The 19,722-nt window shown below is 34.8% G+C and carries 21 protein-coding genes and 1 pseudogene; 20 read left to right on the plus strand and 2 right to left on the minus strand.

Annotated features, from left to right (window positions below; genetic code table 11):
* Positions 1-46: 46 nt before the first annotated feature.
* The 16 genes and pseudogenes from ACQV2G_RS00890 (at position 47) to rplS (ending at position 13,393) form a co-directional block, all read left to right on the plus strand.
* Positions 47-726: pseudogene (locus tag ACQV2G_RS00890) on the plus strand (ABC transporter ATP-binding protein).
* Positions 719-3,151, plus strand: coding sequence for an FtsX-like permease family protein (locus ACQV2G_RS00895; RefSeq protein WP_428875817.1), 2,433 nt, complete (start codon positions 719-721; stop codon positions 3,149-3,151). The pseudogene ACQV2G_RS00890 and the gene ACQV2G_RS00895 overlap by 8 nt, the downstream one beginning before the upstream one ends.
* Before the next feature lie 301 nt (positions 3,152-3,452).
* On the plus strand, positions 3,453-4,085 hold the full coding sequence (locus ACQV2G_RS00900) for a TVP38/TMEM64 family protein (RefSeq protein ID WP_428875818.1): 633 nt from the start codon (positions 3,453-3,455) through the stop codon (positions 4,083-4,085).
* Between the two features lie 125 nt (positions 4,086-4,210).
* Positions 4,211-4,987 (plus strand): alpha/beta fold hydrolase, encoded by a 777-nt coding sequence (locus ACQV2G_RS00905; protein ID WP_428875819.1) that lies wholly within the window; start codon positions 4,211-4,213, stop codon positions 4,985-4,987.
* A 240-nt stretch (positions 4,988-5,227) separates the two neighbouring features.
* Positions 5,228-5,395, plus strand: coding sequence for a hypothetical protein (locus ACQV2G_RS00910; RefSeq protein ID WP_428874703.1), 168 nt, complete (start codon positions 5,228-5,230; stop codon positions 5,393-5,395).
* Positions 5,396-5,924: 529 nt separating this feature from the next.
* A complete protein-coding gene (locus tag ACQV2G_RS00915) occupies positions 5,925-6,878 on the plus strand; it encodes a 3-hydroxyacyl-CoA dehydrogenase NAD-binding domain-containing protein (RefSeq protein WP_428875820.1) in 954 nt (317 codons plus the stop codon).
* Positions 6,879-7,565: 687 nt separating this feature from the next.
* The gene (locus tag ACQV2G_RS00920; RefSeq protein ID WP_428873909.1) at positions 7,566-7,883 is read left to right on the plus strand and encodes a DUF6442 family protein; all 318 of its coding nucleotides are present in this window, start codon (positions 7,566-7,568) and stop codon (positions 7,881-7,883) included.
* 2 nt (positions 7,884-7,885) lie between these two features.
* Complete coding sequence (locus ACQV2G_RS00925) at positions 7,886-8,101, plus strand: helix-turn-helix transcriptional regulator (protein WP_428873910.1); 216 nt, start codon at positions 7,886-7,888, stop codon at positions 8,099-8,101.
* Between the two features lie 271 nt (positions 8,102-8,372).
* Positions 8,373-8,831 carry an N-acetyltransferase family protein gene (locus tag ACQV2G_RS00930; protein ID WP_428875823.1) on the plus strand — a complete coding sequence of 153 codons (459 nt, stop codon included), beginning with the start codon at positions 8,373-8,375 and terminating at the stop codon, positions 8,829-8,831.
* Between the two features lie 191 nt (positions 8,832-9,022).
* Positions 9,023-9,349: a YlxM family DNA-binding protein gene (gene ylxM, locus ACQV2G_RS00935; RefSeq protein ID WP_428873912.1), complete on the plus strand. Its 327-nt coding sequence runs from the start codon at positions 9,023-9,025 to the stop codon at positions 9,347-9,349.
* Positions 9,350-9,363: 14 nt separating this feature from the next.
* Positions 9,364-10,839 (plus strand): signal recognition particle protein, encoded by a 1,476-nt coding sequence (ffh, locus tag ACQV2G_RS00940; RefSeq protein ID WP_428873913.1) that lies wholly within the window; start codon positions 9,364-9,366, stop codon positions 10,837-10,839.
* 90 nt (positions 10,840-10,929) lie between these two features.
* Positions 10,930-11,202: a 30S ribosomal protein S16 gene (gene rpsP / locus ACQV2G_RS00945; protein ID WP_428873914.1), complete on the plus strand. Its 273-nt coding sequence runs from the start codon at positions 10,930-10,932 to the stop codon at positions 11,200-11,202.
* 38 nt (positions 11,203-11,240) lie between these two features.
* Entirely contained in the window at positions 11,241-11,507 is a 267-nt protein-coding gene (locus tag ACQV2G_RS00950; RefSeq protein ID WP_428873915.1) for a KH domain-containing protein, read from the plus strand.
* 169 nt (positions 11,508-11,676) lie between these two features.
* A complete protein-coding gene (gene rimM, locus ACQV2G_RS00955; protein WP_428873916.1) occupies positions 11,677-12,201 on the plus strand; it encodes a ribosome maturation factor RimM in 525 nt (174 codons plus the stop codon).
* Positions 12,191-12,919: a tRNA (guanosine(37)-N1)-methyltransferase TrmD gene (gene trmD / locus ACQV2G_RS00960; protein ID WP_428873917.1), complete on the plus strand. Its 729-nt coding sequence runs from the start codon at positions 12,191-12,193 to the stop codon at positions 12,917-12,919. The genes rimM and trmD overlap by 11 nt, the downstream gene beginning before the upstream one ends.
* Positions 12,920-13,045: 126 nt before the next feature.
* The gene (gene rplS / locus ACQV2G_RS00965) at positions 13,046-13,393 is read left to right on the plus strand and encodes a 50S ribosomal protein L19 (protein WP_428873918.1); all 348 of its coding nucleotides are present in this window, start codon (positions 13,046-13,048) and stop codon (positions 13,391-13,393) included.
* A gap of 150 nt (positions 13,394-13,543) precedes the next feature.
* Here rplS and ACQV2G_RS00970 read toward each other — a convergent pair whose 3' ends face one another.
* Positions 13,544-15,436, minus strand: a complete 1,893-nt coding sequence (locus ACQV2G_RS00970) for a fructose-1,6-bisphosphatase (protein WP_428875445.1) — start codon at positions 15,434-15,436, stop codon at positions 13,544-13,546.
* 148 nt (positions 15,437-15,584) lie between these two features.
* Between ACQV2G_RS00970 and ACQV2G_RS00975 the strand changes: the two genes are divergently transcribed.
* Both ACQV2G_RS00975 and ACQV2G_RS00980 read left to right on the plus strand, forming a co-directional pair.
* Positions 15,585-16,031, plus strand: a complete 447-nt coding sequence (locus tag ACQV2G_RS00975; protein WP_428873920.1) for a hypothetical protein — start codon at positions 15,585-15,587, stop codon at positions 16,029-16,031.
* Positions 16,032-16,046: 15 nt separating this feature from the next.
* Complete coding sequence (locus ACQV2G_RS00980) at positions 16,047-17,060, plus strand: YitT family protein (protein ID WP_428873921.1); 1,014 nt, start codon at positions 16,047-16,049, stop codon at positions 17,058-17,060.
* Positions 17,061-17,581: 521 nt separating this feature from the next.
* Here the strand turns inward: ACQV2G_RS00980 and ACQV2G_RS00985 are convergent.
* Complete coding sequence (locus ACQV2G_RS00985) at positions 17,582-18,400, minus strand: Cof-type HAD-IIB family hydrolase (protein WP_428875824.1); 819 nt, start codon at positions 18,398-18,400, stop codon at positions 17,582-17,584.
* A gap of 126 nt (positions 18,401-18,526) precedes the next feature.
* Here ACQV2G_RS00985 and ACQV2G_RS00990 point away from each other — a divergent pair, with 126 nt between their 5' ends.
* Together ACQV2G_RS00990 and ACQV2G_RS00995 are read left to right on the plus strand one after the other, a co-directional pair.
* Positions 18,527-18,865, plus strand: a complete 339-nt coding sequence (locus ACQV2G_RS00990; RefSeq protein ID WP_428873923.1) for a metal-sulfur cluster assembly factor — start codon at positions 18,527-18,529, stop codon at positions 18,863-18,865.
* The gene (locus ACQV2G_RS00995) at positions 18,865-19,707 is read left to right on the plus strand and encodes a serine aminopeptidase domain-containing protein (protein WP_428875826.1); all 843 of its coding nucleotides are present in this window, start codon (positions 18,865-18,867) and stop codon (positions 19,705-19,707) included. The genes ACQV2G_RS00990 and ACQV2G_RS00995 overlap by 1 nt, the downstream gene beginning before the upstream one ends.
* Positions 19,708-19,722: the final 15 nt, after the last annotated feature.

The raw sequence follows: 19,722 nt of genomic DNA on the forward strand, positions 1-19,722 counted from the left end.
CACATTGCCAGACTATTATTAATTTACTAACTAATAGGAGGCTATTATGGAGATCTTAAAAGTAGAAAACTTGAAAAAAGAATACGGAAATGGAGATAATCTTGTTCAAGCTTTAAAAGGGGTCAATCTAACCATTGACAAAGGAGAATTTGTGGCGATAGTTGGTCCTAGTGGTTCAGGCAAGTCTACTTTACTCCATATTGTGGGTGGCGTCGATTTTCCAAGTGAGGGCAAAGTTTATATAGAGGGAAATGATATCGCTAATTACAGCGCGAAAGAATTAGCCTTGTTCAGACGGAGAAAAGTTGGTTTAATCTATCAGTTTTATAATCTCATACCCAATATTTCAGTCAGACATAATATAGAACTCCCCTTAAAATTAGACGGAAAAGCAATTGACAAGGGGGGGTTAAGGATATAGTTCAAAAATTGGGGATTGAAAATAAGTTAGACAGTTTCCCTAGTGAGCTCTCAGGTGGCCAGCAACAAAGAGTGGCTATTGCTAGAAGCTTAATTTATAAACCTTCGATTATACTTGCAGATGAACCAACAGGTAATTTAGACCGTAAAAATTCGCAAGAGATTATCGATATTTTAAAATTCTTTAACAAAAGTTTAAAACAAACGATCATAGTCATTACCCATGATGAGGAAATCGCTCTTCAAACCAATAGAGTGATTACAGTTGTCGATGGTAAAATTGAGGGGGATGAGCGCAATGAATAAAAGAAATTTCCCTATTTTTATTTCGCTGTTTATTGTGAGTCTATTTTTTTCGGTGGTCATCTATTATGGCTACAACAATCTCTTAATTCATTATAAGTCTACTATGGCTCAGAATTACGCCGATGCTGTGATTAAACAAGAATTAAACAGTCAAGAAATTAAGCAACTTCAATCGATAGAAACAGTAAAATTAGCTGGTGGAACATCAGTTCAACCAGATTCAGGCTTATATGAAAAGGATATTTTAGCTATCAATTATCAAGATGAATCAATCAATCAAATGCGAAGCTATTCAGAGATGATTGAAGGACACTTTCCTGAAAATGATTCACAAATAGTCCTTTCCAAATCCTTTATTGATAAGCATCAGCTTAAATTAGGGAATAGACTATCAATTAAACTGGGTAGTCGAGTGGTTAATCAAAAAGAAGTAGGTCCGTTAAGTACGGTAACTAATGAAGAAACATTTAATGTAATAAATACTAAAGAGTATGAAATCGTAGGTGTTTATGAAGATGTCTATAATAAATATAGTAAAATTACCCATGCATTGACCTATGCCATTAGTGATCAACCACTGCAAGCTTCAATTAAATTTGATTCTTTTGAAGAGGCTTATAAAAATAGAGAGACTCTACAAGAACAAATGAGTCAAACATTAGATCGCACTCTAGATTTAGAGTTTAATGAAAGACTGATTGCATATTTCGGGGTTGAAAATGATCCGATACAACAATTTATGTCAAAAGCTATGATCATTTTTTCCTTAATTGTCTGTTTAGCTCTATTTATCTTTTTCATCAAAAATATATTCTGGGTATGGGGACTTAGAAAAATAAAAGAGCTTTCAGTGTATAAGTCGATTGGAACTACCAATTTACAAATATATAAGCTGTTAGTGAAGGAAGCTATTTGGCTATCTATCATCCCAATTTTAATTGGGCATTTCCTGGGATTTGCAATCTTATCTGATTTATTTATTAATATTCAAAAAGCACAAGAAGTGACAAAAATAGAATTAATCCAAATTAATCCTCTTTTAAGTCTGGTCATCTTATTGATTACTTTTTCAGTGGTCTTATTTGCAGTCATAACTCCAACAAGAAAAATCACTCAAATCAGTATTATTGACGGAATAAAGGGTAATATTAGCTTGGGTAAAACAAGTAAAAAAAAAGCTGATAATCTTTGGCAAGAGCTAAGATTGAATAACCTAGCAAGTATAAAATCGCAGACATATATTTCAGCTATAGGTATTATAATCATTTCTTTATTCCTTTTGGTTGTGTCAATTTCGCGTTATTATACTAATTTTGGCTACTTTGATGAAGGGTATAATATTATCGTTGATTATTATAGTAAAGATAATGAAATTCCTGTAGTCTTAAAAGATATCTTAAAAGAAATACCGCATAATAAAGGGTATATTTCGAAAGCGAAGTACTTATCTATTGAAAATAATTTAGCCTTATCCAACCAGGCAGAGGAAGTTGGTTTAGGCAAAAAACTAAAACAAGAACTAGAAAAAATGGACTCAGATTATCTTGAAGGCTTCTTGATTGCTTTAGAAGAAAAAGATTTAAAAAAGATGGGAGGAGAGAAGGGGCAATTCATTTTAGACAATCGGGTTCAAGAGGATCCTCAAACACCAATTGCCAAGGCAAAAAAAATCCCTTATTTCAAAAATGTTGAAAAAATGGATATATTCATTGGTGAAAACTATCGGTCAAAAATTAAAATCGCTACTACCATTAATGATCCTGGTATGTATGAGTCGCGGACGCTACCCTTTCAAGTTAAGCTTTATACTGATTTTGCTAATTATCATCGCTTGATGGAGGATGCTAATTCGGAAGTCGCTCGCTATCCCTATAAATTAAAAATAAATGTCGCTGAAGCAGAAGTGAATGATGTGAAGCATTATATTGAAGCGAAGATTAATCAGCAGGTAGCTTATGATGACCAATACGAGATAATCTCAGGAGAAGAAGTCAAAAAAAATCGAGTTCAAAGTCTAAACTCCTTAATAAAAATTATTGTGGCGATAGGTTTGATTATATTTATCTTAAATTTAACCAATGGCTATTCATCCATTAATATGAGTTTAATGAATAGGAAAAAAGAAATTGGCATGCTTTATTCTTGTGGAATGGATTCAAAAGAATTAAAAAAACTCTATCTAAAGGAATTTTTCTTCGAACAAATAAAATCGTTTATGCTTTCAATTTTTGTGACGCTTGGCGTTATGATTAGTATTTCATTGTTATCCTCCACTCTAAGTCTGGGGGTTCTGATTAATAACTATTACTATTTACTATTTTTAGGATTTTCTTTGGTTATCTATCTAATTAATATACTTATCTATTACCTCTCATTAAAAAGAATTTTAGATAGACCCATTATTGATTTAATTAGAACGATCTAAGTTTAACATTATAAAGATGTGCTAGACATCCGCATGGTTTTCTAGCACATCTTTTATTTTGTCTAAGAAGAGGGTAAAAAAACTGGAATAATAAAGGTTTAAAGAAGAAAAGTTTTCCGTAGAAATTGAGAAATTAACCTATTTTAATTAATTTTAAGTCTTTTAATTAAATTCAAATCTCCCTAAATAATTTAAGCGAATACAAACATTATCACTTTCTTATCACATTAGGACTCTATACTAGGTTTAAGTAATCAGTTGGATCATATAATAATTATAGATGAAATGGGGTTTATTATTTATGCTAGAGTTAGATTTACGCTCACGGGTAAAAAAGTATCGGAAAATAGTTCAGATAATAACCCTTGTCGGTTTAATTCTTTCAATGATTATTATTTATTTTATTTCTTGTGGCACGTATTTTAAGCCTGAAAATAAAGGTGGAATGTTTACCGTTCACCTCCGTCAATTAGGTTTTTGGGGGCCGCTCTTCTTCATTGGAGTACAAATTTTTCAAGTAGTTATTCCCATCATACCAGGTGGGATGACTTCAGTAGCAGGAAATTTTGTCTTTGGAACTTTAATTGGTTTTATTTATAATTATATAGGGATTACCATTGGATCGATTATTGCTTTCTTTCTGGCACGTAAGTACGGAAAATTTTTTATACTCTGCTTTATTTCGGAAAAGTGTTATAAGAGATATATGGCTTGGACATCAAATGTTAATCGTTTTGCTTGGATATTAGGAACATTATTCTTCTTACCAGCCGCGCCTGATGATATTCTATGTATGATTGCTGGGCTGACTTCTTTGTCTTTTAAAAAGTTTATTTTAATTTTTATCCCAACAAAAGCTGTTTCTACTTTTGTGTTTACTTGGCTAATACAAGAAGGAATTTTATATTCTATCGATTGGCTGACACACTTATAAAATTATATTAATTAAAACGGTAGAAGGAGAAAATAAGGTGAAAGTTTCTACTAATTTATTAAGATTTAGTTTAAAATCTAAATGATATACTTCCTACAAAATAGAAGTAAAGAGGGTACTGAAATATGAAATTTCATGAATTTGGCGATCGAAAGTGTCCACATATATTATTGGTGCATGGTGGAGGTAATTCTTGGTGGAATTATCTTCGCCAAGCGCGTATGTTATCCGAAAACTACCATGTCATTTTACCAACACTTGATGGTCATGGAGAAGAATATCAGAAAGATTATATCTCGACTGAAAATTCTGCACAGCAAATTATGGATTATATAAGAAATAATTGTGATGGAGAATTGTATGCTGTAGGTGGTGTTTCTTTGGGTGGGCAAATTGTTATGGAGTTATTATCATTAGACAATGAAATAGCACAGAAAGCAATCATAGATGGAAGTCTTTGCATTCCTCAGCCAAAATTAGCAAGAGTTAGTACGATAATTGTAAAACTTTTTGGTAAACTTATGTTTAGTAAATTAGCTAGTAAAGTTCAACTTAGTTTAATGAAAAAAATGTATCCAAATATGGCTTACCCAGCAGAACTAGAAAACTATTATATGGTAGATATGCCAAGACTTCCCATGAAAACATTAATCACAATGTACCAAACATATATGGGAGGATATAAGCTAAAAAGGTCTATTATAGATAGTAAAGCACAGGTTTTATATATTTATGGTGAAAAAGAAATGCGCTGTGTCAAGGAATCAGCGAAGCTATTTCGAAAAATGCATCCTAATTGTACTCTATATGAAGCCAAAGGTTATAGTCATGGCTACCTATCGGCATATCTTCCTCTAGAGTGGATGGATCTGGTTCAACCATTTTTAGAAAATAATGTTTAATTTAGGAGAGAGATAAAATTCTTTAACAAATCCCTATTTGTAGAATAAACAAATTCACAGACAAAGCTAAAGAGATAGCAATATCGTCTTTTTAACCTAATTAAAAAATAAAAAACGGATGAAATAAGAATTCCATTAATTAGTTAAAAACTTCAATTATTAAACCTAATCGGGGCATTTTTCGAACAGATTTCAGATTATTCAAGAATGAAAGGTTCTCTAAGCAAAATTGTTCATATTTTGGAACAAAAAACAGAAGATCATCTAAAAGACAAGACATATTTATCAAGTCCGATCGAATTAGAAGATGTCCACTTTAGTTACAAAGATTATTCGATCATTAACGGAGTGACTCTAAAAATCAAGCCAGGTCAACAATTAGCCATTGTGGGTCCATATAATAGTTAAAAAATTACTCCACTACCTATCACATAGTCGAAAAACGATGAGTATGTTAATGTTCTCTTGAAGTAGGATACAAGTGGATGAATAAGAAGGAAAAATGGATACAATAGATTTTTTTAACCTTTTTGATCTTCAACAGAGTGCCTCCTTATAATTTAAATGGTCATTAAAAATAAAGATAGTTTATATGGATTGTAATTGACAGTAAAAATGCTTTCAAATCACCCTTAAAAGACTGGGTGTTTTAAATGGTATGATATTAAAAAACAACGAATTCAGAATTCTTGAAAAAGTTCTATTTTTATTCTAAGATAAATTTGTTAACGAAGACCAATAAATTGAATGTGTATAGATTGACAGTTCGTTGCTTTAATGAATTGCTTTAGGAAGGGGGCTTCAAGAAAAGTATAGGAGATAACTAATGACATTCAATGGGGTTGTTCGTTAAAACGATATGGAACATAGTCTTGTTTATAACTAGTTAATGAAATCAGTTATAGGGTTGGTTTTTGTATTTAAAGGAGCGTTTTATATGGATAAAAAGATTACCGTTATTGCTGGTGGTGTGATAGGTAGTTCTTTCCCCATTGTTTTTGCTATTGGAGGATATAATGTAGTTTCTTATAACAAATGGGAAGAAGAAGAAGAAAAAGTAAAAAAATATATTGATAATGCTTTAAATACCCTAGTTACTCAAAATGTTTTTACATCAGAAGAAAAAGATTCTATTTTAAGTAGAATTTCATACACAGGAAATATTGAAGAAGCTTTAGAAGATGTTTACTATGTTCAAGAGTGCTTACCAGAAAAATATGAAATAAAACAAGAATTTATTAAAGAGTTTGAAAAATATGCACCTGACGAAGCGGTAATGGGTTCTTCAACTTCAGGCTTATTGATCAGTGAAATAGCAAAGTATGCTGAAAAGCCCGAACGAATCATTGGTGCCCACCCATATAATCCACCTCATTTGATTCCTTTAATTGAACTAGCTAAAGGTGAAAAATCAAGTGATGAAGCAATTAAAATAGCCAAAGAAATCTTTGAATCTTCTAATAAAGAACCGATTGTTTTGAATAAAGAATTAAAAGGTTTTGTTTCTAACAGAATTCAAGCGGCTGTTTTTAGAGAGCTTATCTCGATGGTCTTAGACGGTGCAGTATCGATGGAAGATGCTGATAAGGCAGTTACCTTTGGACCAGGCATTCGTTGGGGAATTATGGGACCGGGTCTTGTCTTTGAACTAGGCGGAGGAGAAGGTGGAATTGAAGCTGTCCTCAAACATATCGGTCCATCGTTAGAAAGCTGGTTAGAAGACCTTGCTACATGGACTGAAATTCCCGAAGAAGCCAAGGAGAAAATTCCGAAAATGGTCGCAGAATCGCTTAAAAACAGACCAAAAGAAATTGGAAATGATCGGGAATCCTTATTAAAATATAGGGATGAAATGTTGTTAGATATCCTTAAACTCCATGATAAATTTTAATAGATCGTCTCGACTGTATAAGAAATCCCCCTTCATCCTAAACGGATGAGGGGGAATTTTTCTGTGGGGAGAGAGTAGGTTCATTGCAAAAGTGAGTGTTCGCAGCACTTGATATCACATTATTTCTACAAGCCCCAGAACATTTAGTTAAGAAAATGTTATGACCTGTCTTAATAGGAATAATCTATTTCCCTCGACTTGCGAACTGTCTAGTCCATATTAACTGAAAAATGATGAGTCTTTTCATACTCATCTTACCTCTTAACGCTATCCTTGTTGTAATGCCTTTGTCTTCAGCCTTTGCTTATTTAGGCGAAATTTTGGCTTATCGTTTGTATAAAGAACTAATGATTAAAAGTAGTCACCTTGATCAAATTCAATACCCATTTTAATTTCTGAGTGATCTTCGATCTAATTCTTAAAATCAACTGAACAACTGAATCAATTGACCGTTAAGGATAGAGCTAGTTCTAACTCTGTTCTTTTGTTTTTGTTTGAAAGCCCTACTAAGGCTATAGGGTTATGGTTAGAATACTAGGCGATATGGATAGAATTTTGCAATCTACCACATAAAAGACAGGAATGTGCAAACACAAAAGCAATTAAACTTTACATGGTGACAACAATACTTTACATATCTCTTTTGGAATGTTATTATTTAGATAATAGTTAAAGGAGGAGCAAACTATGGAAAAAGAGGATGTTTTAAAAAAAGCACAGCGAGCACAAAAAGACGAAAGGGACGAAGCCATTAATACGAAAGCTTTTCAAATTGGGTGGGTAGGAGTATCGGTTGTAATGTTACTTCTTATTGTTTTGAGGGTTATCTTTAATGAATCAGCCATAGACATTATGATAATCTTAATGGCTCAAGTAGCTGCGGCTTCATTTTATCAGTATTCTAAAATGCCAGATAAAAAGCTCTATTTGGTAAGTGGGATCATAGCTATATTAGCTATTATATTAGGCTTTGCCTCATTATTAAGTAGTTACGGAGTTTTTTAAATATGGGAAAAAAAGAAGAATTAGTTTTACTAAATCGCTTAAAAGTTGCTAGAGCAGAGAAAAGTTTGACTCAGGAAGAATTAGCCAAATTAGTGGGGGCTTCTCGACAAACTATTAGTGCTATCGAAAAAGGACAATTTAACCCATCCGCAAGATTAGCGCTTATTATTTGCATTGCTTTAGATAAAAAATTTGAAGAGTTATTTTACTTTGGCTAATTTAAGTAGGCGTTGATCTTCGGTGTACTTCTTAAAACAGACTGAATAGTTGAATAAATGGATTCTTAAAGAATGGAGTTCGTTTTTTGCTCTATTCTTTTTATTTTATCTTTATTTTTACTGTTTAACAAAGACTATTCTGTTAAGCTTAAGCTATCAGATGAAGTCTTGATTGAATCTAGTTTATGGACAACAGTCTTAAGGACAGATAGTTTTTAATAAAATAGAGAGATGATTCAGCATAGTATATTTATAGATTAAGGGGAGAAAAATGGAAATCAAAGAACTTTCAAAAGAAAACGTAGAAGAGTTTATCATTTATTTGAACAAAGCATTGGCAATAGAACCGGATAGGATGACAACGGATGATATAGATGAAGAAGCGATAATTAAAGTGGTTTCCAATCAACCCAACGAACTAAGTCGCTCTTTATTAGCTTATAAGGACCATCAGATTGTGGGTAGGTTGGAGTTTCATTCTTATCTTTGCATTCAAGATTCTTATAGGATGGCCTATGTCAATTGGGTCTATACACTGCCAGACTATCGACACAGGGGAGTGGCTCAGTCATTATTTAAAGCATTTGAGAATATTTGCTTACAAGAAGAAATAAATCAGTACTTTTTAATCCAGGCAGAGAATCAAGCGGCGAGCCGTTTTTATAAGGCCTTTGAACATGGAACATCTAGTAAAGAAATAATTTTAAGAAAGACATTATCTAAGTTTTAGAAAGCCAAAGCAACTTATAGAAGACATCTTTTCTTTAATCCCAGCTTTTCACTTATCGATTTGTGAGACGGCTGAAATCATGCTAAAATAGGAGGAGTAAATTTATTTAAAAGTCGTGATTGAATGTTAAGTATTTTTTTTAAAGACTGTTACTTATTCTAGCTAGTTATTAATCAATAGGGGAGCTTAAGATGTCACTTGAAAAAACAATCTATCTCAATCAATTACTTTCCTACTATGGTTCTCTCCTAACGGATCGTCAATTATCCATGATGCAATCTTATTACGAAGAAGATTTATCATTATCGGAGATCGCAGACTATTATGAGATTAGTCGCCAGGCTGTGCATGATATTCTAAAACGTTCAGAAAAATTATTAGAAAGCTATGAGGAAAAGTTACGTATTTTAGCCAAAAGCAATGACCGACTGAAACATTTAAAAGAAATTCGCTCAATGGTGGCAGATCAAGATGACATATTAGAAAAAATTGACTATTTAATTCAATTAGAAAGCTAAAAAGGAGCAATATTATGGCATTTGAAGCATTATCCGAACGATTACAGAATTCCATTTCATTTGTCGGTAAAGGGGAAAAAATTACCGAAGCCGACCTTAAACAAATGATGCGTGAGATCCGACTTGCTTTACTGGAAGCGGACGTTAACTTCAAGGTAGTGAAGACTTTTGTAAAGAAAGTAAATGAGAGAGCCCTCGGATCAGAAGTCCTAGACTCACTGTCACCGGCTCAACAAGTGGTTAAAATTGTTAATGAAGAATTAACCGAATTAATGGGGGGCGAGCATACCCCGATTAATATCTCTAAACAACCACCAACCGTAATTATGATGGCTGGTTTGCAAGGGGCTGGTAAAACAACTACGGTGGGTAAATTGGCGAAACATTTAAAAGAGCAAGGTTTAAAGAAACCCTTGCTAGTTGCTGGGGATGTTTATCGTCCAGCAGCCATTGACCAACTCCAAACGATTGGTCGACAACTTGGTTTTGATGTTTTCAGTCAAGGAACGCAAGCAAATCCGGTCGAGATTGCTAGAGAAGCTCTTCAACAGGCGCGTTTAAATGGTAACGAAGTGGTCTTAATCGATACGGCGGGTCGTCTTCACGTAAATGAAGAATTAATGGAAGAGCTGCGTCAGATTAAAGCAGCTGTTCAGCCCGATGAAATCCTCTTAACCGTCGATGCTATGACCGGTCAAGATGCTGTAAACGTAGCAGCGGCCTTTAACGACTCGCTAGATATTACCGGTGTTGTTATTACCAAATTAGATGGTGATACACGAGGAGGAGCCGCGCTTTCTATTCGTGCCATTATCGACAAACCGATAAAATATACCGGGCAAGGTGAGCAATTAAGTGCACTTGAGCCTTTCCATCCGGATCGTATGGCAGGACGAATTCTCGGTATGGGCGATATGATGACCCTTATTGAGAAGGCTCAACAAGATTTTGATGAAGAACAAGCAGCTAAGATGGCTGATAAAATTAAAGATGCTTCCTTTGATTTTAATGATTTTATTGATCAAATGGATCAAGTTCGTAAAATGGGGCCTATTAAAGACCTACTTAAGATGATCCCTGGTATGAATAAAATTCCTGGTCTGGAAGATTTTAATATCGATGATAAAGAGATGAATCGAGTCAAAGCAGTGGTTCAATCCATGACTCCTTATGAAAGAACCAATCCAGATGTCATTTCCCAAAGTCGTCGACGCAGGATTGCGGCTGGCTGTGGTCAATCCTTACAACAAGTTAATCAATTAATTAAGCAATTCAACCAATCGCGTGAAATGATGAGTCAAATGTCCAATGGTAAAATGGGGGGCATGAACAAAATGATGAATCAATTGCAACAAGGAGGACAAAAGGGTGGAATGCCAAATATGGGCATACCTTCTTTGGGTAAAATACAATCGCCAGAGCAGATTCAAAAAGAGCAAGAACAAAAGAAAATTGCCCGTCTGTTGAAGAAAAAACGCAAGCGTAAATAAATTTTTAGTCTGTAAAGGAAAAACCCTTTACAGATTGTTTTTTTTCTGTTATTATTCATAACTGTGATAGAACTTATGGAGGTGAAATACATGGCAGTTAAAATTCGTTTAAAGCGTTCAGGAGCTAAGAAGCGTCCTTTCTACCGTATCGTGGTAGCAGATGCACGTTCTCCACGTGACGGTCGTATTATCGAAAAAATCGGTACTTACAATCCTGTTTCAGAACCAAGAGAATTAGTAATTGATGAAGAGAAGGCTTTAGAATGGTTAGCAAATGGGGCACAACCCTCAGATACCGTTCGTAACCTTTTATCCAGTCAAGGAATTATGCAAAAATTCCACGAATCTAAATTAAGCAAATAGCCTAATCAATAGCGTCAAAAGATAAGGATGTGCTCTCAATGACAGAAAAAATTGAACGTTTAATTCAAACTATTGTGGAACCTTTAATAGACCACCCAGAGGAGTTTCAAATTGAACTTCATGATACTGAAGAATTTATGGAGTATCATTTAATCTTACATCCTGATGATGTAGGACGAATTATTGGTAGAAAAGGCCGTGTCATTCGAGCAATTCGAACAATTGTTTACAGTGTTCGTCTACGTGATCAAAAACGCTCACGTATCGTCATTGCTGATGACCTCAATGATAATGAAGAAGAGTAAAATAATAGGGTAACTTATTATTTATTCCATCTTAAGGCACTAAACTGAGTCTAACTTAAGTTAGTGTCTTTTTGTATGTGCCCTGAGTAAACTCGTACTCAAAACTTTAGACAAAGAACACAACTTTTTATACCCTTAACTTACAAATGAATTTACAGGAGGAACACATATGGAATATTATCAAGTTGCAAGGATTGTCAATACCTTTGGTATTAAAGGGCAATTAAAATTATTGATGGACACCGACTTCATAGAGGAACGTTTTGCTAAAGAGAATCGTTTATTTGTAATGAAAGACGGAAAAAGTATCCAGCAAGTGACTGTTGAATCCTTCCAAGAACATAAGGGTTCTTATCTTGTGAAATTCAAAGAGTTTAGTAATATTAATCAAGTTGAAAGCTTTAAAGGGCTAACTTTAGCTATTCCTGCTGATGACCAGCAAGAACTAGAAGAAGGGGCTTATTATCACCACCAAATTATTGGTTTAAGTGTATATACAAATCAAGGTGAAAAATTAGGAAAGATTAAAGAAATCATGGCCTTAGGTTCTAATGATGTTTGGGTGGTTAAAGCTGAAAAAGCAAAGCAAAAAGATATCTTACTTCCTTTTATTGATGACGTTGTTAAAGAAGTGGATTTAGCTCAAGGAAAAGTAACGGTGGAGTTAATGGAGGGACTTGTTGATGAAGGTTAAAGTATTAACGCTTTTTCCGCAAATGTTTGCCCCTATGCAGGAGTCATTAATGAAGGCTGCTCAAGATAAGGGGATTCTTGAGTTTTCCACCCTTGATTTTCGCCAATTTGCCGTTAATAAGCACGGTCATGTCGATGATTATCCCTATGGTGGTGGAGCAGGTATGTTGTTGCGTCCTGAACCGATAGTGGAATGTTTAGAAAGTCTCGACTTAGATTCAAAGACACCGATTATCTTGGTGGATCCTACTGGCGAACCCTTTACGCAAACTATGGCGCAAGAGTGGTCGACAAAAGATGAGTTGGTTTTTATTTGCGGCCATTATGAAGGCTTTGATGAACGGATTCGTTCTTATGTCTCTCAAGAAGTTTCCTTAGGTGATTATGTTTTAACCAACGGGGAGTTACCGACTATGGTGATGATTGATGCGACAGTAAGGTTAATACCGGAAGTTGTCGGGAATGCTGAATCCATTGTTAGTGAGTCTTTTCAAGATCATTTGTTAGAATACCCTCAATATACAAGACCGCAAAATTTTCGCGGAATGGAAGTGCCAGAGGTTTTATTGAGTGGTCATCATGAGCGAATTGACCAATGGCGTCAAAAAGAAAGTTTGAGAAAAACAGTTGAAAGAAGACCCGATATGTTAAAAAAACGTAGCTTAAGTAAGCAAGAAGAGCAGTGGCTAGAAGAATTTAAAAATTTGGCTCAAAATTAAGCAATTGAGCCTTTACAAGTGTTTTATTTCTTGTATAATTGTTTAAGTGGTCTATTGACCCGAATTAACGATATTCCGCTAAATAGAAAGACTATTTAAGAATATTTGTTGGAAGGAGAAATGAAAATGAGTAATTTAATCGATAAAATTACCCAAACTCAATTACGTGATGATGTTCCTGATTTCCGTCCTGGAGATAATGTTCGTGTTCATGCCCTGATCGTTGAAGGTGAACGTGAGCGTATTCAAATCTTTGAAGGCTTAGTAATTAAGCGTCGTGGTGTTGGAATCAGTGAAACATATACTGTTCGTAAAATTTCTAATGGAGTAGGTGTTGAACGTACATTCCCTGTACATTCACCACGTGTCGCTAAATTAGAAGTAACACGTAAAGGTAGAGTACGTCGTGCTAAGTTATACTACATCCGTTCATTGTCTGGAAAAGCAGCACGTATCAGAGAACGTGGACGTTAGAAAAGACTCAGAAAGCCTATTCTGTAGGCTTTCTTTTTTTGTGTTAGGAAAATTTTTTTCATTTAAAATAAACATGAGGAGACTCCCAAAAGTTAGCGTTTAAAACGTTCTTTTGAGGGTCTCCTCTCTACATTTAAATGAGAAACTATTTTATTGTTCAAAGATATCCGAGCGATATGTAGGTAAGTTCTTCTTTAATTCATTAGCTTGCCGAGTCAAGCTTAATCCAATATCAGTATCGGCAACATAATAACGTTTTGGTTTTTCAGTCACTACATATTTCTTTGGTAGGATATCAAAGCGTGAGGCAATAGCATCTTCTCTGCTTGTAAATGGCTGGTGAGCACAGATATAAATTTCAAATGAATTATCTACTAGGGTATAGCCGGCAATGCCGGTTACTTTTTGATAAGGTTTTGCCAAGCCACCATCGATGACTAACATTTTTCCATTGGCTTTAACCGGTTTTTCACCTGCAACGGCTTTAACAGGTGTGTGTCCGTTAATAATATAGCCGGTCGGTTCTAAATCAAACTCTGCCAGCATTTTTAGGCAAAAATCTTCATCATTCCTTAACTCATAATATGGATTTTGAATTTCTTTATGGGTTGTTTTATCTTCAAGGAAGTAACGTTCAAATGTTTTCATGGCATGTTTACCAAAGAGTGTAGAAACAGGACCACACCATAAATACCATACTAAATCGGTATCAAAATCATCCATAGAGTTCTTATCTAGAAAAGTTCGTGTAATCGATTCGCCAAACTTTTCCATCAAACTGCGTCCACTATATTCTTTACCATCTAGGGTGACTTTCATAAATTCCCCGTCTTGATGAGTGGGGATACAGCCGTGGAAAAGTAAGTTGCCATTGTAGCACTTATACATGGTTCCCTTTGAGACTAAAAAGTTAATATGACGTTGTAACTTTTCAGAATTTTGGAATTGATGCAATAAGTCTAAGAGTACTAATTCCTCGCCTAAAGTCAGTTCAAAGGGTTCTGCAGAATCGACCCTTTGGAAGCAACCGTTCTTAATTGGGTATTCAACGCCCTCAACCACGACACTTTGACGGTCAGCGGATAATTTATCCAGTAAGAGTCTTTCTTCCATATTGAATTCAGGACGCCGTTGGATAATTTGACTTTCCACTTTGAATTGCATAATCGAAATAGCTTGATGCATGAGTGTGATTTCATCAATTTCCTCTTGGCTTAATTCGGAATTATCTCCGCGAGGGTGAAAGGCTGGATTGTCTTGGTAATAGCGATGGCCATATTTGGCTAAGCGACTTAAGTCAATTCCATAATCTTTCAAGAGTTGACTATGACCATAGCGCAGCTGGATACGGATAACATTGGTCAAACAAGCTAATGATCCTGAATAGGCACCAATCCAGATAATATCATGGTTACCTAATTGAATATCAAGCGAAGGAATTTCCATTAGGCGGTCTACGATTTTATCCGGATTTGGTCCTCGATCGTAGATGTCTCCTAATACATGGAGGTGGTCAACCACAAAACGTTGAATTAACTGAGCTAAAGCCATGGCAAAGTGGTCAGCAAGATTGAGGTCAATAACGGTGTTAAAAATAGTGTGGTAGTAGCGTGACTTATTATCTTTTTCGTCATATTGATAAATAAGTTCTTCTAGAATATAGGCATAGGATTTTGGTAGAGCTTTTCTTACCTTGGAACGGGTATACTTACTAGAAACATGGCGCGTAATTTGAACTAATTGATCTAGGAGTGTCATCCATTCATCTTTTGTTTTTTTGGCATTTAATATCAAGTCTTCTGGGTAATAAATATTGAAACACAATTCTAACCTTTCATCTTTAGTTAGAGTATCATGAAAAAGGTCATCGACCTTAATTGAAATAACACCTGAGCAGTTCCGTAGCAAATGATCAAAGGCTTCGAATTCACCATGTAAATCGGAAATAAAATGTTCGGTTGCTTTAGGTAACTGCTTAATAGCCTCAAGATTTATAATTTCGATTAAATCTTCAACAGTTTGAGCTTTTTCTAATCTATCCATTTCCTACCTCTTTTCAAATAATATAAATTTTTTATGATTCTATCTATAAGCTATGCAATTTAATTGTGAAAGTCAATCCTTTGTTTCAAAGTCAAACTTTGATATACTTAAATTCGATTACACTTATTGTGAGGAAAGAGGGAAATTAATGTCAGAATTTAAAGAAAGATTTGATGCTTTACTAAAAGAAAAGAAATTACCTGCTAATTACCAAGAAATTCAAGACGGAAACCACCTATATCGTTTTCAATTTAAGGTGAGTAAAGAGCGTAGACTTGTTGTAGAAGTGATTATTCAAAATGCTAAAGGCGCTCATTTAGATGCTCAGATTATTTACCGTCATGTTCATTTATTAAAAGATTATAATCAGCGCCCTGAAGCATTAGAAGCAATCAATGAATTAAACGAAGCTAAAACAGGTTATTATAACCTTTATTTGGCAGGAGATGGTGAAATTTACCTGCGTAACCTACTAAGAGCCACTCAAGACCCTACTTTAATTTATGAAGTATTGGTAATGGGTTCTAGTATTGCGCGTGCATTACTTGTTGAACTGGAAAAGAAATTAGGCGAATCTGCTAATCCAATGATTTAATGGAGGAAAAATAAATTGATCATTGAATATATACAACAAAGACCTTGGCTAAACTTTTTATTTGAACTGACGGTGGCCTTAACAGCTGCCTTATGTATAGGTATTGGCTTAAAACTCTTTTTAATGCCTGGAAATATTTTCTCATCAGGTACTTCTGGTTTAGCACAAATTTTAAACTACTTTGCAGTGAATATCCCAGTTATAGGTCCTTATATGACAGTAGGGAATATCTATTTTCTATTTAATATTCCGATTATTATTCTTTCATGGGTGAAATTAGGAAAGCAATTTACTATTTGGACCTTAATTGTTGTTTTTGTATCTTCCTTAGCAACTAATATGATTCCTTTAACAGTCATTTCTTCTAATCCGTTGCTTAATGCGATTATAGGTGGAGTGATTTGTGGCATTGGTTCTGGGATAACTATTAAATATGGTATGTCATGTGGTGGTTTAGATATTATTACTTTGGTAATTTCTCGTGCTACTGATATGAATGTGGCATTCATTGGTTTTGCCATCAACTCATTAATTATTTTAGCTTCTGGCTTATTATATGATTGGGAATTTGCCCTTTATACCTTGATCTCCATTTATGCCTTAGCTAAAACAATTGATGCCATTCATACCAATGAGCAACGCCTTACAGCTTTAGTAGTGACTAATAATACGGATGAAGTAGTCAACGCTATTTATAAGTCAATTGTTCGAGGAGTAACTATTCTTGAAGGACAAGGTGGCTACTCGCGTGATAAACGAGATGTCTTAATGGTTGTTTTAAACCGCTATGAAATGTTCCCCTTAGAGCAAGCCATTCGACAAACAGACCCTAAAGCTTTTATTAACTTTATTCGTTCGAATAAAGTGGTAGGTCATTTCTTTAGTAGAGACCAACAAAAGGCTATGAGGAAACAAGTTCAAGTCGACAGACCATTAGAAGAGGAATCCGAAGACTTTAGCTTTTTCAACCTGCCGATGGAATTTGACCAATTATATGATGGAATCGAGCATGAGGATGACGATTTCTAAACAAAGTAAAAGAGCAAGGGATATAGTGACCCCAAGAAGTTGGACCATGAAATCCAACTTTCGGGAGTCAGTACATTCTTCCTTTGCTCTTTTTTAGTTTCTGATTACTTTTGCTAAAAGGATGGTTTACTTTATTCCTATTAACGCCTAGGAGCGAGATACGTGCATTTTAAGCATTTGGATCACCTTAACCTTTCTTTTTAGTTTGAGTTAATGACAATCCCAACACTCCTTTCACAAATTAGTCTCTGCACTTACTTGACATAAAATAAAATACCCCCACCAAAAATTGGTTAGGGGGTATGTGAGTTGATTATTTTAATTGAGAAGTTACCTCCAAGAAATGCAGGCTGAGTGGAAGAGTTTCTATTCAGAAAGAGTGATTGAATGCAGCTTCTGAATTTTTTCAAACTGAAAAGTTGCTTCAACATCATAACGCCTCCTTCAATAAGCAAGATTAGAATTTTCTCTTCAAATAAATTATATCAAAGTGAAGCCAGAAATAAAGTAATAACTTATTATTAGTTAAAAGAAAGATTAAAATAATCGATAAGATAATGAGCCAGACCATCTTGATCATTGGAATGCTCAGTAATATCGTTAGCAATATCTTTGAGGGGTTGGATGGCATTACTCATTGCCACGCCATGACCTGCAAATTCAATCATCTCCAAGTCGTTATCTTCATCACCGAAGGCTAGAATATTTTGACGAGGAATATGATAGAAGTCAGCAATGGTTTTAACACCCACTGCCTTGTGTAAATTTTTACTAACCACTTCTAAAACGGGTATTTCACCCCCCCAAGTTCGCACAGAAACTTGATTTGGATAGCTAGCCATGATTTTCTTTTGAATAGGTATTTGGTCTGCTTCCGAAGTGAAAAGGGTTACAGCAATCGGATTATGAATGAGAGTTTGTCGAGAAAGTTTTTGATAGCTTGCGTCTTCGGCTGGATAATAGGGTGACTCAGGAAGATTCATTGAGGAAGTATAAAGACGCTCCTTACCTTCGGCACAAACTAGCTGAATGCCTAATTCATCTTGCCGGTTAAATAAATCAAAGACTATTTCACGATCTAACTCATGGTAGTAACTTGCTAGCCACTCAGGTCGGTCAGGGAAGTGACAATAGGCACCGTTAAAATTAACCATAGGTGTAACGATGTTTAAGACTTGATAAATTTCTTTACTAGTCCGATAAGGTCTTCCAGTAACGATACAAACTAAATGACCCATGTGATCTAATTTTTGCAATGTTTGAATCGTTAAAGGAGTAAGTTTGGATTGATTGTTTAGAGTAGTGCCATCTAAATCAATGGCAATCATATGTTGGCTCATTAATTCGCCTCCTTTAGAGATTGCTTCGATTATAGCAAAGATGAAAGCTTAAGGGCAACTATTCATGATTATTGGCTAAAAGCTTGAATTGATGTAGAATGAAAACAAAGAAAGTGAGGCGTTTGAATGGATTTAGAAAAAATGCGCGACACAAAAAGTTTAAATGATGAAGAACGTATGATTGTGGATCGTTTATCGAATGTGATTGACCCTGAATTAGGGGTCGATTTAATTAATTTAGGTTTGATTTATCGAGCCGATTTAACTGAAGAGGGGATTTTAAAGATTTTATTAACTCTAACTACTCCAATGTGCCCAATGGCAGATGTTATTGTGGATGAATTAAATGGAACTTTCGAAGATGTTCCTCAAGTTAATAATGTTGAAGTTACTATTACTTTTGATCCACCCTGGTCTTTAGATAAATTATCACGCTATGCCAAGATAGCTTTAGGAGTGATGTAATGGATATCATGGTTTCTGATTTTGTGATTGAAGATGGGCCATTTGGCCCTCTTCCAGGACGGACTCTATCTCCTAGTGAGCAAGTGAATCAGCCCTTACCACTTGTTTTTTTCTATCATGGATGGACCAACTCAGCTGGTGAACATTTACATTTTGGTATGGAAATTGCCCGACAAGGCTTTCGAGTAGTCATGCCAGATGCCTATTTACATGGGAAAAGAGGGGATAGAAAGTCGCTAGAATTGCAAGGTTTTTTAATGGCTCTTCGAGCTAATATAGAAGAATTTCCATTATTATTCGACCATTTTAAATCGACGATTAAGGATAATTTTGTGGCAGTTTCGGGAATGTCAATGGGAGCAATGACCACTTTACTTTTACTCAGTAGACACCCATTTCTTTCAGCAGCCGTTTCCTTAATGGGGAGTGCGCACATTTCTAAGTTGATTGATCAAAATATTATTAATAACCAGTCATCATCTAATCAAAGTCTAACGAATAATCAACTTTTAAAAGAAACACATAAAGAATTTGCCATTATTTATCAGTCAGATTTAAGTAAGCAAGCCGAAAAGATAGCCAATCGCCCTTTATATATTTGGCATGGCGAAAATGATCCGCTTGTTCCTTATCAAGATACGGTAGAATTTGTGGAATCCATCATCGATCAACCCTATAGTCAAAATACATACTTCAACCACGAACCTGCTTATCATCGGGTTCCATTTAAAGAAATTGTTAAGATGGCCAGCTTTTTAAAGGCAGCTTCTCTTAAAGAGATCGATCAGATATGGGAGTACGTAGAAAAGCTATCTTTAGAAAGAAAAGATTTTTTTGAATAATAAGAAAGGTGATTG

The organism is Facklamia sp. P12955 (assembly GCF_050409565.1).
In the GTDB taxonomy this organism is placed as follows: Bacteria; Bacillota; Bacilli; order Lactobacillales; family Aerococcaceae; genus Facklamia.

Coding starts and splice junctions, on each gene's coding strand:
- rimM (WP_428873916.1), top strand. CDS start 11,677: ATGGAATATTATCAAGTTGCAAGGATTGTCAATACCTTTGGTATTAAA.
- ACQV2G_RS00950 (WP_428873915.1), top strand. CDS start 11,241: ATGACAGAAAAAATTGAACGTTTAATTCAAACTATTGTGGAACCTTTA.
- ylxM (WP_428873912.1), top strand. CDS start 9,023: ATGTCACTTGAAAAAACAATCTATCTCAATCAATTACTTTCCTACTAT.
- ACQV2G_RS00930 (WP_428875823.1), top strand. CDS start 8,373: ATGGAAATCAAAGAACTTTCAAAAGAAAACGTAGAAGAGTTTATCATT.
- ACQV2G_RS00895 (WP_428875817.1), top strand. CDS start 719: ATGAATAAAAGAAATTTCCCTATTTTTATTTCGCTGTTTATTGTGAGT.
- ACQV2G_RS00905 (WP_428875819.1), top strand. CDS start 4,211: ATGAAATTTCATGAATTTGGCGATCGAAAGTGTCCACATATATTATTG.
- trmD (WP_428873917.1), top strand. CDS start 12,191: ATGAAGGTTAAAGTATTAACGCTTTTTCCGCAAATGTTTGCCCCTATG.
- rpsP (WP_428873914.1), top strand. CDS start 10,930: ATGGCAGTTAAAATTCGTTTAAAGCGTTCAGGAGCTAAGAAGCGTCCT.
- ACQV2G_RS00995 (WP_428875826.1), top strand. CDS start 18,865: ATGGATATCATGGTTTCTGATTTTGTGATTGAAGATGGGCCATTTGGC.
- ACQV2G_RS00925 (WP_428873910.1), top strand. CDS start 7,886: ATGGGAAAAAAAGAAGAATTAGTTTTACTAAATCGCTTAAAAGTTGCT.
- ACQV2G_RS00985 (WP_428875824.1), bottom strand. CDS start 18,400: ATGAGCCAACATATGATTGCCATTGATTTAGATGGCACTACTCTAAAC.
- ffh (WP_428873913.1), top strand. CDS start 9,364: ATGGCATTTGAAGCATTATCCGAACGATTACAGAATTCCATTTCATTT.
- ACQV2G_RS00920 (WP_428873909.1), top strand. CDS start 7,566: ATGGAAAAAGAGGATGTTTTAAAAAAAGCACAGCGAGCACAAAAAGAC.
- rplS (WP_428873918.1), top strand. CDS start 13,046: ATGAGTAATTTAATCGATAAAATTACCCAAACTCAATTACGTGATGAT.
- ACQV2G_RS00900 (WP_428875818.1), top strand. CDS start 3,453: ATGCTAGAGTTAGATTTACGCTCACGGGTAAAAAAGTATCGGAAAATA.
- ACQV2G_RS00975 (WP_428873920.1), top strand. CDS start 15,585: ATGTCAGAATTTAAAGAAAGATTTGATGCTTTACTAAAAGAAAAGAAA.
- ACQV2G_RS00915 (WP_428875820.1), top strand. CDS start 5,925: ATGGATAAAAAGATTACCGTTATTGCTGGTGGTGTGATAGGTAGTTCT.
- ACQV2G_RS00970 (WP_428875445.1), bottom strand. CDS start 15,436: ATGGATAGATTAGAAAAAGCTCAAACTGTTGAAGATTTAATCGAAATT.
- ACQV2G_RS00990 (WP_428873923.1), top strand. CDS start 18,527: ATGGATTTAGAAAAAATGCGCGACACAAAAAGTTTAAATGATGAAGAA.